13 protein-coding genes and 1 tRNA gene are annotated in these 14,754 nt (G+C 60.9%); 7 read left to right on the top strand and 7 right to left on the bottom strand.

Features of this window, described 5'->3' with window-relative positions; translation table 11 throughout:
• Positions 1-65 precede the first annotated feature (65 nt).
• The 3 genes from QP971_RS05335 to QP971_RS05325 are packed head-to-tail and all read right to left on the bottom strand — an operon-like array spanning position 66 to position 6,140.
• Complete coding sequence (locus tag QP971_RS05335; RefSeq protein ID WP_049377693.1) at positions 66-479, bottom strand: YccF domain-containing protein; 414 nt, start codon at positions 477-479, stop codon at positions 66-68.
• 24 nt (positions 480-503) lie between these two features.
• Positions 504-1,322, bottom strand: coding sequence for a DNA-formamidopyrimidine glycosylase family protein (locus QP971_RS05330; RefSeq protein ID WP_284767719.1), 819 nt, complete (start codon positions 1,320-1,322; stop codon positions 504-506).
• Between the two features lie 18 nt (positions 1,323-1,340).
• Entirely contained in the window at positions 1,341-6,140 is a 4,800-nt protein-coding gene (locus QP971_RS05325) for an ATP-dependent helicase (RefSeq protein WP_284811064.1), read from the bottom strand.
• 35 nt (positions 6,141-6,175) lie between these two features.
• On the opposite strand from QP971_RS05325, the gene QP971_RS05320 reads away from it, so the two are divergent.
• The 5 genes from QP971_RS05320 (at position 6,176) to QP971_RS05300 (ending at position 8,699) form a co-directional block, all read left to right on the top strand.
• Entirely contained in the window at positions 6,176-6,934 is a 759-nt protein-coding gene (locus tag QP971_RS05320; protein ID WP_284767721.1) for a 3'(2'),5'-bisphosphate nucleotidase CysQ, read from the top strand.
• 10 nt (positions 6,935-6,944) lie between these two features.
• Complete coding sequence (locus tag QP971_RS05315) at positions 6,945-7,742, top strand: thymidylate synthase (RefSeq protein WP_284767722.1); 798 nt, start codon at positions 6,945-6,947, stop codon at positions 7,740-7,742.
• Positions 7,742-8,272, top strand: coding sequence for a dihydrofolate reductase (locus tag QP971_RS05310; protein ID WP_284811065.1), 531 nt, complete (start codon positions 7,742-7,744; stop codon positions 8,270-8,272). The genes QP971_RS05315 and QP971_RS05310 overlap by 1 nt, the downstream gene beginning before the upstream one ends.
• Positions 8,272-8,553, top strand: a complete 282-nt coding sequence (locus tag QP971_RS05305) for a glutaredoxin domain-containing protein (RefSeq protein WP_284811066.1) — start codon at positions 8,272-8,274, stop codon at positions 8,551-8,553. Before QP971_RS05310 ends, QP971_RS05305 begins: the two co-directional genes overlap by 1 nt.
• Before the next feature lie 70 nt (positions 8,554-8,623).
• A tRNA-Arg gene (locus QP971_RS05300) sits at positions 8,624-8,699 on the top strand.
• Between the two features lie 496 nt (positions 8,700-9,195).
• Here the strand turns inward: QP971_RS05300 and QP971_RS05295 are convergent.
• The 3 genes from QP971_RS05295 to QP971_RS05285 form a co-directional block, all read right to left on the bottom strand.
• Complete coding sequence (locus QP971_RS05295; protein WP_284811067.1) at positions 9,196-10,833, bottom strand: MFS transporter; 1,638 nt, start codon at positions 10,831-10,833, stop codon at positions 9,196-9,198.
• 2 nt (positions 10,834-10,835) lie between these two features.
• Entirely contained in the window at positions 10,836-11,282 is a 447-nt protein-coding gene (locus QP971_RS05290; protein ID WP_284811068.1) for a DUF2871 domain-containing protein, read from the bottom strand.
• 117 nt (positions 11,283-11,399) lie between these two features.
• Positions 11,400-11,897: a type 1 glutamine amidotransferase family protein gene (locus tag QP971_RS05285; protein WP_431831074.1), complete on the bottom strand. Its 498-nt coding sequence runs from the start codon at positions 11,895-11,897 to the stop codon at positions 11,400-11,402.
• A 271-nt stretch (positions 11,898-12,168) separates the two neighbouring features.
• Here QP971_RS05285 and QP971_RS05280 point away from each other — a divergent pair, with 271 nt between their 5' ends.
• Both QP971_RS05280 and QP971_RS05275 read left to right on the top strand, forming a co-directional pair.
• A complete protein-coding gene (locus QP971_RS05280) occupies positions 12,169-12,597 on the top strand; it encodes an OsmC family protein (RefSeq protein ID WP_284811070.1) in 429 nt (142 codons plus the stop codon).
• Positions 12,598-12,710: 113 nt separating this feature from the next.
• Positions 12,711-13,709 (top strand): DUF1906 domain-containing protein, encoded by a 999-nt coding sequence (locus QP971_RS05275; RefSeq protein WP_284811071.1) that lies wholly within the window; start codon positions 12,711-12,713, stop codon positions 13,707-13,709.
• A gap of 2 nt (positions 13,710-13,711) precedes the next feature.
• Here QP971_RS05275 and QP971_RS05270 read toward each other — a convergent pair whose 3' ends face one another.
• Positions 13,712-14,734, bottom strand: a complete 1,023-nt coding sequence (locus QP971_RS05270; protein ID WP_284811072.1) for a hypothetical protein — start codon at positions 14,732-14,734, stop codon at positions 13,712-13,714.
• Positions 14,735-14,754 lie beyond the last annotated feature (20 nt).

Raw genomic sequence — 14,754 nt, 5'->3', positions numbered from 1 at the left:
CACGTTCTGCCCCAAATCAAAGGAACATTAGGCAGAACGTGCTTGTTTTGTCAGCGGAATGCGGTTTAGAGCTTGACCATCGGCTCCCAGCCGAATGGGATGTGATCAGAGTCCACAATCTTGCGGCCGAACGGGAAGCAGGTCACCGGGATCATCTTCAGGTTGGCCAGCGCGGCTGGGATGCCCACGATGGTCACTACCTGTGCCGCCGCGGTGGTGACGTGGCCAATGGCCAGCCACAGGCCGGCGACCACGAACCAGACGACGTTGGAAAAGGTGGACATGGAGCCGCTGCCCTTTACCGGCTGCACCACCGAGCGGCCAAATGGCCACAGGGCGAAATTAGCCATGCGGAACGATGCGACGCCCGCGGGGATGGTGACGATGAAGATGCAGGCGATGATGCCAAAGATGAAGTAGGCCAAGGCTAGGAGGAACCCGCCGGTGATGAACCAAATGATGTTAAGAAAGGTACGCATGTCCCCCACACTAGCGCGGTCGTCTTACTGCGCGGGGTGAAAAGGCTGGCAATGCGGGCACCACCAGATGATGCGCTCGAGTTCACCTTCATCACCTCCGCGGTCCACCCCGCCGAGCGCGCCCTTGGTGATGAACGTGCCGCAGCGACGACAGCGCTTGCGATTGCGGCCGAAGACATAGGTGGTCTCCCCGGCGCGGCGCACCCCCGTGGTTACGCGCACCGGGGAGGCGCGGTTGCCCCACATGATGCGCCGAGAGATATCGAGGATGCGGTCGGTATCTACCTCGGCCACCGGTGTGGCCGGGTGCACGCCGGCCAAGAAACACGCCTCGGCGCGGTATTCATTGCCGATCCCCGCTACGACTTTTTGGTCTAGCAGCGCCGCTCCGATGGCTCGCTGCGGCTGGGAGTTAAGCCGGCGCAGGGCCTCCTCGCGGTCCCAGTCGGGGTCGAGAATATCCGGGCCGAGGTGAGCGATGCGCTGGTGGTAGTGGTCAGCGGGATAGATGTCCACAAAGCCCAACTGGTGGCCAACGACCTCGATATCGCGCGGGGAGTTGGCCAGCTGCAGCACGATGCGGGCGGTATGCCCAGGCTTGCGCCAGCGATCGCCTGCGTAGTGGATGGCCCAAGTGCCGTCCATCTTGAGGTGGGTGTGCACGATGGTCTGGTCGAATTGCATGAAGAGGTGCTTGCCATAGGGCCAGACGCGCTCGCACACCATGCCGTCGAGGTGAACGGTGGCATAGCGTGGCACGCGCACAGAGCAACCGGTCACCTCGCGGCCGGCCATGAACTGCAGTCGGTTGGATAGCTGCAGGACGGAATCGCCTTCGGGCATAACACCTCCTAGGTGGCTTTAGCGGCGGTACCCGCCGCGCGGGCGGAAGCTTCCATTATTGCGCGGAGCGGGCGGCGGATCATCAAAGCTGAGCTCTTCGATGGCCTCGGAGGCCCGGCGTCCTGCGCGCGGGGTGCGCGGAGCGGCGGCGCGGGCGGAGATGCGCACGCCCTTAGGCGTAATCCCGGCGCCGGCGTCGCGCAGGTGGGCCGCCGCATCGGTTTTATGGATGGGGCTGCCATTGCACTTTTCGACGACCAACGGGGACAGCGCTCCCCTCGCCACCATGTCCGTGAGCGCGGAAACCAAGCGGGGATATACCTCGGCGGGGTCGATGCCATCGGGCAGCGATTCGATAAAGGTGGTGAGGGTTTTGCCGCCGCGGGTGAGGTGGGCGATGGGTAGGCCGTCGATAAGCACTACCAGCGCACCGGCCGAACGGGTGGGCCCGCCGGTGGCTTTGCCGTCGGCGTCGTCGCGCTGCGGCCACGGCAGGGCCGCACCGTAGGGATTGGCCGGGTCGCAGGCGGCGAGGACAAAGGTCTCGGGCTCGGTGGTACCAGACGGCCAACCGGTAACATCCGGGGAATCGGCCAAGCCGCGCAGGCGGTCGATGATGGCGGGGGTCGAGAATTGCGCAGCGCCGAGCCCATCGATGACGTAGCCGCGCATGGCCTTGCCGGATTCCTCAAAACCGGAGAGCACCTTATAGGCCAGCGCGAAACCGCCGAGCACATCCTCGGCCACGACGGAGCCGCGGGTGAGCACGCCGTAGCGGTCGAGCCAGGCCTCGCCGTGGGCGACGGACCGGGAGGTGGCATCGGTAGAGGCTGGTACCGCGAGCGACCACCGGCCCATGACATCGGGCGGGGTCCCCGCGCCCGCGGCATTCTGCGCCTGGGCGAAGGAGGTACGACCCATGCGCAGGCGGGAGCGAGTGGGCCGCCGCTTCGAGCGATGCGCGGTGCGGCCCGAGCGGGAACCGCCGGAAGACAGTCGGGTGCGAATAGGCGCGAAAGAATCGGGACTCACCAGGCCCATCTCTACTAACCCCCAGAGGGCCTCGCGGGTCTCCTCGGTGGTCCCGGGGGCCTCGGCGGCAATATCGGCAAAGAGGAAGCCACCGCCGCGGCCGAGGACATCGAGGATGGAGCGCTGCACCATGCTGACGCCCTCAGCATCCGTTTCCGGAGCGAGTTGAGCAGCATAGTCTGAGGGCAACAGCATGATCCAGGGGTCGGCCGCGCCGGCCTTGCCAGCACCCACAATGAGCACCTCGCCATTGGAAGTGAGCTCATCGAGCATGGTGGGTGAATAATCGCCCACCCGGGCGGGCAGGATGAGCGATTCCCACGCAGAGGCAGGCAGGCGCACCCCGGCGAGCTGCTCGATGACGGAAAAGACGCCATCGGCACCGCGCAGGGCCGGGCGCTTTCCGGCCGGTGCGATGCTATGCCACTCCGGCAAGAAACGGGCGAAGGTAGCGCCCGAGACCGGCTCGGTAGCAGCCCGCGCGGCGGCGAGCGAGCGCGAGCGAATGGTCTTCAGCACCGCGGCGGCGCAGTACTCCTGCTCCTCCACTCCCTGCCGGTAACGGCCTTCCACTACCCCATCGAGCGCACCGAGGACGGTGTGCGCGGCGGAGACGGATATGTCGAAGGCCGCGGTGAGATCGCGCAGCACAAACGGACCACGGGTGCGCGCCCAGCGCGAGACCAGCTGCGGCAAGGCATCGGAAATAGTGGCCACTTGGGCAGGGATGCCGGGAGGAATGGGGATACCCAGGGCGTCGCGAAGCAGGGGCGCATCCTGCGCTTGCGCTAGGTGCTCGCGCCCGCCAATGCGCACGCGCATAATCCGAGTGCCCAGCTGGTCCAGGGCGGATAGCGGCACGTCGGTGTGCTCGCCCAGCTCGTCGACGGGAATCGGCCCGAGCACGCGAAGCAGGTCCGCAACCTCCTCGGTGGTGCGGGCCCGACGCGAGGGATCGGTGCGCTGCAACTGGGCATGGACCTCGGCGATGATCTCTGGATCGAGCAACTCGCGCAGCTCCACCGTACCGAGGAGCTTGGCTAGAAGCGCTGGATCGAGGGCCAAGGCGGCCGCGCGCTTTTCCGCCAACGGGGAATCGCCCTCGTACATGAATGCGCCGGTGTAGTTAAACAGCAGCGAGGAGGCAAAGGGCGAAGGCTGCTCGGTGGTGACCTCCGCGATGCGGATGCGGCGGTGCCCCAGCTCCCGCATGACTTCCGTAAGAGCTGGGACATCGTAGACGTCCTGCACACACTCGCGCACCGTCTCCAAGATGATGGGAAAGGACGGGTACTTGCGGGCGACGTCCAAAAGCTGCTCGGCACGCTGGCGCTGCTGCCACAGCGGCGCGCGCTTGCCGGGATTGCGCCTGGGCAAAAGCAGCGCGCGGGCCGCGCACTCGCGGAAGCGGGAGGCAAAGAGCGCAGAATTGCCCACTTGCTCGGCCACGATATCGGCAATCTCATCCGCGTCGAAGGCAAAAATGGCTCCATCGGGCTCGGATTCTGCTTCCGGCAGGCGCAGCACGATGCCGTCATCACCGGCCACGGCCTGCGGATCCATGCCGGTGCGCTCGCCTACCCTGGCCCCCACCGCTAACGCCCACGCGGAGTTGACCGGCCGGCCAAACGGGGTATGCAGCACCACACGCCAATCGCCTAGCTCATCGCGGAAGCGCTCAAGCACCAAAGTCTTTTCATCCGGGATGACACCGGTGGCTTCATTCTGCTCCTGCAAATAGGCCACGATATTGGAGCGCGCATTATCATCGGCATCTGCAATGATATCCGGCGACGAAAATACCTCGCGGCGGTACTCGCCCAACGCCTTGCCCAGCTCATAGGGGCGGCCCGCGCCATCGCCATTCCAAAACGGCAGGCGCCCGGTATGCCCCGGTGCGGGCGTGACCAACACCTGGTCGCGAGTGATGTCCTCGATGCGCCAACTGGTAGCGCCCAAGGTAAACACATCGCCCACCCGGGACTCGTAGACCATCTCCTCATCCAGCTCGCCCACCCGGCGCGGAGCACCACCGGAGCCCTCGCCCGAACCGGTATAGAGGAATACGCCAAACATGCCCCTATCCGGAATCGTGCCGCCACTGGTCACGGCCACGCGCTGGGCGCCAGGCCGCGCGGTCATTACTCCCGTCACACGGTCATAGACCACGCGGGGTTTAAGTTCCGCAAAGTCCGTGGACGGATACACACCGCTTACCAAGTCCAGCACGGAGTCATAGACTTCCCGCGCTAGATCGCGGTAGGGCCAGGCCCGGCGGACCATCTCGTACCACTCATCGGCATCGAGCCCGTCCTCGCCGGCCGCGGCCACGGCCGCCACTGTCTGCTGCGCCAGTACGTCCAGCGGGTTGCGCGGGGTATGCATTTCCTCAATGAGCCCGGCGCGCATGCGCGATACCGTCAGCGTGGACTGCACCAGATCCGCGCGGTGCTTGGGATAAAAGGAGCCGTGCGAAACCGCGCCCACAAAGTGCCCGGCGCGGCCCACGCGCTGCAGCCCGGAGGCCACGGAGGGCGGCGATTCCACCTGCACGACTAGCTCCACGGCACCCATATCGATGCCCAGCTCCAGCGAGCTTGTGGCCACCACGGCCTTGAGCGTGCCCTCCTTCAGCATCGTCTCTGTCATCGCCCGCTCGTCCTTGGATACCGAGCCGTGGTGGGCGCGGGCGATGACCGCCGGGGCCTTGCCGGCGACGTCGACCTGTTTCATCAGTTGGGCTGGGTCGCGCCGAGTCTCAGGCGAGAGCGAATCCGGATCGTGCTCTTGTGCATAGAGCTCATTGAGCCGGCTGGTCAGCCGCTCGGCTGTGCGGCGGGAGTTGACAAATACCAACGTGGAGCGATGCGCCATGATTTCCGCATAGAGGTCATCCTCAATAAACGGCCAGATGGACTTGGCCGTGGGCAGCGCGGATTCATCCACGGAAGGAGAGCTGATGCCAATCGCATCATCCACCGTCATCTCCCCAATGGTGGAGCCTTGCTCCGGCGTGGGGAGATCGGACATATCCTCCACCGGCACATGCACGTCCAGCTGCCACTTCTTCTCCGCGGCCGGCGCCACAATTTCCACCGGCCGGTTGCCGCCCAAGAAGTTTGATACCGCAGACAGCGGCCGCACGGTGGCGGAAAGTCCAATGCGCTGGAAGTCTCCTGCCACCTGCTGCAGGCGCTCCAAAGTCAGAGCCAGATGCACGCCGCGCTTGGTACCGGCTAGGGCATGGATCTCATCGATGATGACGGTATCCACCGTCTTTAAAATCCCCGCCGCCTTGGAGGTCAGCATCAAATAGGCCGACTCCGGGGTGGTAATCAAGATATCCGGCGGCGTGCGCACCTGCTGCGCACGCTCCGCGGAAGGCGTATCGCCCGAGCGCACGCCTACCGATATATCCGGCACCTCCAGCCCTAGGTTCTCCGCAGTGCGCGCGATGCCGGTCAGCGGGGCGCGCAGGTTATTTTCCACGTCCACGCCCAGCGCCTTGAGCGGCGAGATATACAGCACCTTCACCCCGGCGGCGGATCCAGTTGTCCCTGACCCCACCGGCAGCGCCAGCTGCCCCTCGCGCTCGACCAAATTATTCAGCGCCCACAAGAACGCGGCGAGCGTCTTACCAGAACCGGTAGGAGCCACCACAAGGGCGTGCTCGCCACGGGAAATCTTCTCCCAGGCCTGCGCCTGCACGGCGGTAGGAGCAGCAAATACATCCTTAAACCACTGCGCTACTTGGGGCCGGAAGCGGTCGAGGATGTTTTCTGGCATGCCCACACTCTAGTCCGCGTTGTAATGTGGGCACCATGACCGTCGAGATTTCTGATTCCCGCCTGACCAATTCCCTCGCCCAGGGCTGCGGTGAGATCCTGAAAGGCGTGCGCAACGGGGGCCTGCTACGGGGCCTTTCGCTTGGCGACGCCGGCGATGAAGCCGCCCAAGAATGGATCTCCCGCGTCCTCGAGCAGCACCGTCCCCAGGACGGCATGCTCTCTGAGGAAGCCTCCGATGACCTAGCCCGTTTGAAGAAGGACCGCGTATGGATCGTGGACCCGCTCGACGGCACCAAGGAATTCGCCACCGGCCGCCAGGACTGGGCCGTGCACATCGCCCTAGTAGAAAACGGTATCCCCATCCACGCGGCGGTAGGCCTGCCGGATCTCGGCGTTACTTTTAAGTCCTCGGACGTCCGGGCGGTCACCGGCCCGCTGTCCAAGAAGTTCGTTGTCTCCCGCAATCGCCCGCCCAAGGTAGCCGACTACATTGCGGAGAAAATGGGCTATGAAATCGTGGGCGTCGGCTCTGCGGGCGCCAAGGCCATGCACGTGCTGCTCGGCGATTATGACGGCTATATCCACGCCGGTGGCCAGTACGAGTGGGATCAGGCCGCTCCGGTGGGCGTCGCCCAGGCGGCCGGCCTGCACTGCTGCCGCCTCGACGGCTCCGAAATCCGCTTCAATAATGAGGACACCTTCATCCCGGACATCCTCATCTGCCGCCCCGAGCTGAAGGATGAAATCTTGGAGCACGCCCAGGCCTTTGCCGCGGAGCACGGCGTATTCTAAACTAGTGCGCATGATTGAGACCCCGTATGAGGATCTGCTGAAGAAGGTCCTAGAGACCGGCACCCCCAAAGGCGATCGCACCGGCACCGGCACGCGTTCTATTTTTGGTGCGCAGCTGCGCTATAACTTGGCCGAGTCCTTCCCGCTGCTGACCACCAAGAAGGTCTACTTCCATGCGGTGTTGGGCGAGCTTTTGTGGTTCCTCAAAGGCGAGTCCAATATTAAGTTCCTGCAGGACAATAAGGTCCGCATCTGGAACGAATGGGCGGATGAGAACGGCGAGCTAGGACCGGTCTACGGCGTGCAGTGGCGCTCCTGGCCCACCCCGGACGGGCAGCACATCGATCAGATCCAGCAGGCGCTCGACACTCTGAAGAATAACCCGGATTCCCGCCGCAACTTGGTCTCTGCATGGAACGTCGCGGAGCTAGACAGGATGGCTCTGATGCCCTGCCACCTGCTCTTCCAGCTCTACGTGGCCGATGGCACCTTGTCTATGCAGGTCTATCAGCGCTCGGCCGATATGTTTTTGGGCGTTCCCTTTAATATCGCCTCCTACGCGGCGCTGACCCACATGTTTGCCCAGCAGGCTGGCCTCAAGGTGGGCGAGCTCATCTGGACCGGCGGCGATTGCCATATCTATAACGACCATGTGGAGCAGGTCAAAGAACAGCTTTCCCGCGAGCCGCGCCCCTACCCGCAACTCAACCTCCACAAGGCGGAAGACATGTTCTCCTATGACTTCACCGATTTTGAGATTGAGGGCTACGACCCCCACCCCACCATCAAGGCGCAGGTGTCCGTCTAATGTTGGGCGCAATCTGGGCACAGTCCCTGGACGGCATCATTGGCGATGGTGAGCAGATGCCCTGGCACGTGCCGGAGGATCTCAAGCACTTCAAGGACGTAACCATGGGCGCGCCGGTCATCATGGGCCGGAAAACCTGGGAGTCCCTCAACCCCAAGTTCCGCCCGCTTCCCGGACGCGAGAACTACGTGCTCTCCTCCCGCACCCCCGGCCAGTGGTCCGCCGGCGCCCAAGTGCTTACCGCGATGCCCTCGCTTTCCGACGCCTGGGTTCTCGGCGGCGGCCAAATCTACACCGCTACTTTGGACCAAGTGGACCGCATTGAGGTCACCCTCATGAGCGTTAATATCGGTAGCACCTACGGCGATAAATCCATCTACGCCCCCGCCATCCCCGAGGAGTTCGGCCTGGCCCACAGCACCGACTGGCTCACCTCCGCCAAGGGCCACCTCGCGCTGCCGGACAAAGAGGCCAGCGACCTCCCCATCAAGTACCGCTTTTTAACCTACGACCGAAAGGATACAGCCTAATGACTGTACAAACCCCCGAAACCAACTCCGACGTCACCATTTTCTACGCCGACTGGTGCCCCTTCTGCGCCAAGCTCATCAAGAACTTGGACCGCACCGAAACTCCATACGAGCTTGTCGACGTCGAGGGTGAAAACGCCGACGACATCAATGCCTGGATCGAATCCGTCAACGACGGCAACCGCATCATCCCCACTGTCCTCTACTCCGACGGCACCCACGAGACCAACCCACCAGCTTCCTCCGTGCGCAATAAGCAGAAGGAATTGGCCGAAAGCTAACCCACACCCCAGCCATTTCGGGGCGCTCCTGCCCCACTGCTATGATTAGCCAAGTTGCACACGCAACCCCGCCCCAGTAGCTCAGGGGATAGAGCACGGCTCTCCTAAAGCCGGTGTCGGTGGTTCGAATCCACTCTGGGGCACCATTGTCATGAGTCGCGACATATTTGACAGATGAGTCGCGACATCGTTGACAAACCGGCATCTCAGTTGCTTTTTGTTCTGGGGTGCCGGTTTCTTCGATCAGACGGTCAGCACAAGGGCTTATCGTTCCGAGCAGCGGCACCAAGATGCCGTAAAGAACACTTACGCCCAGCGAAGGAGTCCTTTCCCTTGCGGAGTTTAGAAAAAGCCCTACGCCCTAAGTGACTACACTTTGCAACTACGCCACCGGGCTGCGGCCTTGATGGTGTACAGCTTCACCCGGGTAACAGATGCACCACGCTAGTGGACGCAACCGGCGTCGGCGAACGAAACTGGGCAGCTGGAAGAAAACTAATAGAAAGGGTAGCCCGGCGGATGTATCCAATCGTGAACTTTCCGCCGGGACGGTAACTTTTCGAGCTTCAAAGCTCGTCTATGGGTTCGTCCCTCCGAAGAGGTCGATTTTACTTGAGACTCCGGTTATTTAAATTTTTCGTGCTATGCAGCCTCGCCTTCGTTCGCAGCACGGCGAACCTGTAGCGCACCAATAAAGCCCAACGCCAGGAATGCGGTCGCAGCAAGAAGGGAGTAGCGGGCGGCGTCGGTCATGCCGTCGCTAAGCGCCTGCACCACAACGCTGGTCTGCTCGCCAAAGGGACTATGCCCACCCTGAGCGCGCAGTCCTGTAATAGCGGAACCAGCTGATTGGCGCGTTGCTTCTGCTATGCCATCGGCACCCGGCCCCATGATGCCGGCCGCCTCCAGCGTTTTGGGCAGCGTTAGCCCAAGGGCCATGGAAAATACAGACCCAGAAACCGCGGTGCCCAGCGCGGAACCGACCTGGCGGACCGTACTCTGAGTAGCCGAAGCCTGACCGGAACTATTCACCGGAATCTCGCTGAGCACCGTGCCAGTCAGCTGCGCGGAGGCAAAACCTAAGCCCAAGCCGTAAAGCGTCAATGGCAAGGCAATGATCCAACCGCTGGCATTAGGCCCCATAAGCGCAACCATGATGAGCACGCCAACAACCTCCAGCCCGAGCCCGATAAGCACCGTGCCCGGCGCGCCGAAACACGCTGCCACGTGGCGTGCCGCTGCGCCAGAGGAGAACGCACCCACTGCCATCGCGGCAAGAACGAGACCCGCGGACATGACGCTCAAGTCTAATGCATTGATCAGGTACAGAGGCAAGATGAAAATGATCGCAAACTCACCTATGGCCACCGCACCGGCGGTGATATTGCCCCACGAGAACGTGGAGTAATTAAAAAGGCCTAAGTCCAGCAATGCTGAACGGTGACGACGCTTGCGGTGCTGTTCCCACCGAATAAAAAGCGCGAAGCCAAGCGCCGAAATAGCCAATGCAACCGGAACCGGAGAGACCGGGGCACTATCCGGCCAGGTCCAAGCGAAGACCTGCAGTGGCGCCTTGGGAGACCACCAGCCAAGGTCCGGGGCCTCAATGACTGCGAAGACCAAGGTACCGAATGCAATAGCACTCAGCTGCGCGCCGTCCACGTCGATGCCTGGAAGCGTTTTCGGGCTGCGGGTCTCGCGCACGGTAAGGATCGCACCGATAGCGATGATGACGCCAACGGGAACATTGACCCAAAAGATCCAGTGCCACGATGCCCACTGTGTCAGCGCGCCGCCGGCTAGAGGTCCAACCGCAGCTGCGCCAGAAATGACCGCACCCCACACGCCGAAGGCTGCAGCACGATATTTGCCGCGAAAGACTGCATTTACCGTCGACAATGTGGACGGCATGATTAGCGCCGCACCGACAGCTTGTACCGCACGCGCAGAAATCAAGGTGCCGGATGACGCAGATAGCCCTGCCATCACACTGCCTACGACAAAGACACTAAGGCCTAGAAGAAATGCACGCTTGCGACCCCAACTATCGGCAATCTTTCCTGTGGACAACAACAGCGCTGCAAGTAGGACCGCATACAAACTATTGACCCATTGTGCCTGGGTTAGGTCCAGCTCAAGATCAGTAATAATCGTCGGCAGCGCCACACCAACGATGGTGCCGTCCAAAACAATGATGCCTAGGCCCACGGAAAGGATCGCAAGGCTTATCCAGTCTCGCCGTGTCGGCGGCGCGGCGTTTTCAGTGGAAGCTTTGCTCATTTCTAGTCACCATTTACTGCTTGAGTCTTAGCCGCTTGGGTCTCGCTGATGGCATTTCCAAGTGCTGCAATGAAGGCGATAAGGCCCACCGTGATGAGGATATGTCCGAGACCAGCGATGCCAGAGATCATTGCAGAGGACTCCTCCCCCAGGACGGTCAAGCATCCGTGCCAGATCATGACGCCAACGGTGACGACCACGCCGACGTTATAGAGCCAGAAGAACGCATTGAACTGACCGCGGCTGCGCGACAGGCCGAAGACCTTCTCCAATACCAAGAAAATAAGGCTCATCATGAAACCGAGCGCTAGCAAGTGGGTGTGCGCCACGCTTAGCTGGGTAAACTCGCCCGCGGGGAAGTCATTGGCACGCGTGAATTCGCGGTAGAACACGCCCGCGCCCAAGCCCAACACGAGGTAGAAAATGGATGCCCAATACAAAGATTTCATGGTCAATCTCCTTCCCGACCGCTGCCACGGCCGGATTAGCGATGAATCAAATACTCCAAGGACTCATCTTTCTACATTCGTCCCCGCTTTGAATCGCAGGGCTGGTTGAAGCTGCGATCAACCAGTCGGTTGACTATTAGGCTCGGTAGCTAAATATTCATAGGCCTGCGCCGAGAAATAGAAGCGCCGAATGTCAAGCCGCTTCTGTTCTTTGCCATGCAATTGAAGCCAAGCGTCCACGACATCATCTGGGTAAACGCCCGCCGCGCGCAATACCGCGGCGGTAAATGACACCGGAGCCAAGCCTGGTCCTGTAATCACTCCACCATCAAAAAATCCAGCTTCTTCTTTATATCCTTGAGTGTTGGCGTAGTTCACTGAGGCAAGAAAGCCTTGCGCGATTGAAGTGTGTTTGCAGTGGTCAAGCACCTCAGCACGAGCAAAGGTCAAAGCCCCATCACAGATTGCTACCGAGAGCACTTCGCTCTCATTTAAGACCTTAATCGGCTCCAACGGCTGTTGGTGCCCGTCAACGTATGTATCTGCTCTTGGCACCACGAACGTCGCAATATCGGTCTGTTTCTGAATGTTCTGCAAGGTCAAGCTTGGAACCACCTCGATTGCGCCTTTGGATCGAACGGCGCCTGGAGATGCGCCAACGAACAAAACCTTAAAGCGACCCGGTGCTTAGGTCTCAGCTTCAGCTACCTGAGTTGTGAGTTAGGCTTAGTCCCAATCAGACATGGTTTCCGTCGCGTAAATAGCAATCACCTTTATGAAGCTCACGATACGCAGACTTTCTAGATCACCACTGAACAGGCGAACATTCCGATGAGTGCGCTCTGGCCCACTCGAATGCCCTAATCCCTCGCCTTAAACTGACCACATGTCTGAAGTAATAAAGCAATACGCCATAGACCTCACCCGCCTCGATACCGCCGTATACCGCGCTACCAATTCAGCCGGAGCCAGCATTGAGTTTGGCAGTGGCGAGGGACTCCTCTCCCCTGTTGAGCTTTTGCTAGCTGCCGTCGCGGGGTGTTCGGCGGTGGACGTGGATGTGGTGACATCCCGACGCACGGAGCCGGAATCTTTTGATGTGCATGTGGAAGGTGACCGCGTAAACGAAGATGGTGCATCGCGTCTATCGGAGGTGCGAGTGGGCTTCGATCTATCGTTCCCAGATACGCCGGAAGGCAACCAAGCGCGCAAGCTGGTGGACAATCTGATCCGCATCTCCCACGAGAAGGACTGCACGGTATCGCGCACGGTTGAGAATCCCACTCAAGTGACGTTTAGGAACGACTCGAAATAGTTTCTCGAAATAGAAGCGCGACATGCGGTTTCGCTCCGGGGATGACCCCATACCCGCTGCTATGGTGCAGTTGTTAACTACTGTGACAAATGTGATTACTGCAGGAGCTCAACATGTCACCATCTTTCTCCCGTCGCGACCTTTTTAAGGTCGGCGCTCTCGCCCTAACCGCAGGCGTTATCGGCACTACCGCTCCCCATGCGGCAGCACTCGGACCGGTGCGCGGAACCATCATTGATTTCTCCGCCGGCGTACCTTCCCCGCAGGCAATTAAGAGTGCCGGCCACATGGGCGCGATTCGCTACGTCTCCGACAAGCGCCCCGGCGCTGCGTGGATGACCGGCAAGCCGGTAACCCTCAAGGAGACTAAGGCCAATGCGGCAGCGGGTCTGCCCACTGCGTCGGTCTACCAATTTGGTCGTGCGGAAACCGCCGATTGGAAGCAAGGCGCAGCAGGTGCGGCAGTACACGCACCGAAGGCAATTGCGCTACACAAGAAGGCAGGCGGTCCCACCAACCGCCCGATCTACATCGCCATCGACGATAACCCCACCCGCGAGCAGTACACCCGCCAAATTCTCCCGTACCTGCAGGCATTCTCCAAGACGCTGGAGCTGGCCGGCTACCAGACGGGCATCTACGGCAATTACAACACCATCGAGTGGGCGATCCAGGACGGCATCGGCAAGTACTTCTGGATGCATGACTGGGGGTCCAACGGCAAGATTCACCCGCGCACTACTATCCACCAGCTGCCGCACGGCAAGCAACAGACCATCGGCGGCGTCATCGTTGACGTCAATGAGGTCTATGCCGAAGACTGGGGACAGTGGACGCCTGGCAAGTCCGCGGCACCTGCACCGGCAAAGAAGCCGACCACCAAGAAGCCACAGCCAAAGCCGCAGCCGCAGCCGCAGACCAAGGCCCCGAGCAATGGCTCGTCCGACTTGGTCAATCAGCTGAGTTCGCAGCTGCAGAGCAAGCACCCAGAGCTACCAGAACTTCCGCAGGTCACCGCCAATGGCGTGACCTTTAATGGCAAGACGCTGAGCAACGATCAGATTCGTCAGCTAGCGAAGATCGTCGCAGAAACGGTTGCAAAGGCGCGGTAGTACTACTTCTTAGAGGGCTCGGAGGTTTTCTCCGAGCCCTTCTTTTTGTCTGCGGACTTCTTTTGGGACGTGGTGGATTCGCTAGTGGGCTCCTTGGACAAGGACTTTTCCTTCTTGCCCTTGCCAGATTTCTCGTCCTTGTCCTTCTTACTGGAGGAGGTAGTAGAAGTCTCCGAGGTGGAGGTCTCAACCGGTGGGACGTCCTCGCCATCTTTGTACTTAAGGAAGCGCTCGGTAGCCTTTCCTAGATTCTTGCCAGTCACTTCGTCCTTAACATAGTCGGTGAGGTCATCGGATGAGCCGTTAATAGAGGCGGCGGCGACGAAGTTCTCGCCAAAGGAGACCGAGGAGTTAATGGACTTGTCATTGGACCATCCCCACTTGCTGCCTACCACGTTAGAGAGCTTGGCGGTGCCGTAATCCTGGCGGTAGCCATCCTCCGAGATGGGATCAGCATGCGCCATGGCTACCAGCACTGGGTGAGTTTCATCGCGCTCAATGAGCTGCGAGATGAAGCTGGCGACGTCATACGTGGAGGTTTGCGAGTAGCCCCATTGCTCGCCCGCCTTGGTGGATTCGAGGTTGAATTCATCGGCAATGGTGTCGATGGACTCTGGGTATTTATCAAAGAGGTCTTCGGCGGACTTATCGGAGGAGCTAGCAATCATGTCCAGCGCCTCATATTTGTCCTCGTACTCGCCCTTTTCCATTACGTAGGTGGCGATGTAGAGCTTAATGAGGCTGAGCGCCGGGCGAGCCTCGTGCTCTGAGGCAGAGCCCATGTGCATGCCATCGTGCAGGCGGATGTAGGTAACCGAGCGCCCCTCATCACCTTCTAGAAACTCATTGATTTCTGGTGGGACGTCGCGGTTGGTGTCTGGTGCGGCCGAGGGGGCGTCGGCAAGCGCGTCGCTTTCACGCTCGCTATTGCTGCACGCGGTGGTGGTCAAGGCGAGCATGCATACGGCCAAAGCGGCACCAGCCTTAACTGATGCCGCCTTGCGGTTCAACGACGTTTTAAACACGTCGATATATGTTACCGGTT

The sequence above is a fragment of the Corynebacterium marquesiae genome (assembly GCF_030229635.1).
Taxonomy (GTDB): Bacteria; Actinomycetota; Actinomycetes; order Mycobacteriales; family Mycobacteriaceae; genus Corynebacterium; species Corynebacterium marquesiae.
This window is presented reverse-complemented; position numbering and strand designations above follow the sequence as displayed.

Excerpts from the sequence above, each read along its gene's own strand:
- QP971_RS05310 (WP_284811065.1), top strand. The coding sequence starts at position 7,742 with ATGTTGGGCGCAATCTGGGCACAGTCCCTGGACGGCATCATTGGCGAT.
- QP971_RS05275 (WP_284811071.1), top strand. The coding sequence starts at position 12,711 with ATGTCACCATCTTTCTCCCGTCGCGACCTTTTTAAGGTCGGCGCTCTC.
- QP971_RS05290 (WP_284811068.1), bottom strand. The coding sequence starts at position 11,282 with ATGAAATCTTTGTATTGGGCATCCATTTTCTACCTCGTGTTGGGCTTG.
- QP971_RS05335 (WP_049377693.1), bottom strand. The coding sequence starts at position 479 with ATGCGTACCTTTCTTAACATCATTTGGTTCATCACCGGCGGGTTCCTC.
- QP971_RS05280 (WP_284811070.1), top strand. The coding sequence starts at position 12,169 with ATGTCTGAAGTAATAAAGCAATACGCCATAGACCTCACCCGCCTCGAT.
- QP971_RS05320 (WP_284767721.1), top strand. The coding sequence starts at position 6,176 with ATGACCGTCGAGATTTCTGATTCCCGCCTGACCAATTCCCTCGCCCAG.
- QP971_RS05330 (WP_284767719.1), bottom strand. The coding sequence starts at position 1,322 with ATGCCCGAAGGCGATTCCGTCCTGCAGCTATCCAACCGACTGCAGTTC.
- QP971_RS05305 (WP_284811066.1), top strand. The coding sequence starts at position 8,272 with ATGACTGTACAAACCCCCGAAACCAACTCCGACGTCACCATTTTCTAC.
- QP971_RS05315 (WP_284767722.1), top strand. The coding sequence starts at position 6,945 with ATGATTGAGACCCCGTATGAGGATCTGCTGAAGAAGGTCCTAGAGACC.
- QP971_RS05295 (WP_284811067.1), bottom strand. The coding sequence starts at position 10,833 with ATGAGCAAAGCTTCCACTGAAAACGCCGCGCCGCCGACACGGCGAGAC.
- QP971_RS05325 (WP_284811064.1), bottom strand. The coding sequence starts at position 6,140 with ATGCCAGAAAACATCCTCGACCGCTTCCGGCCCCAAGTAGCGCAGTGG.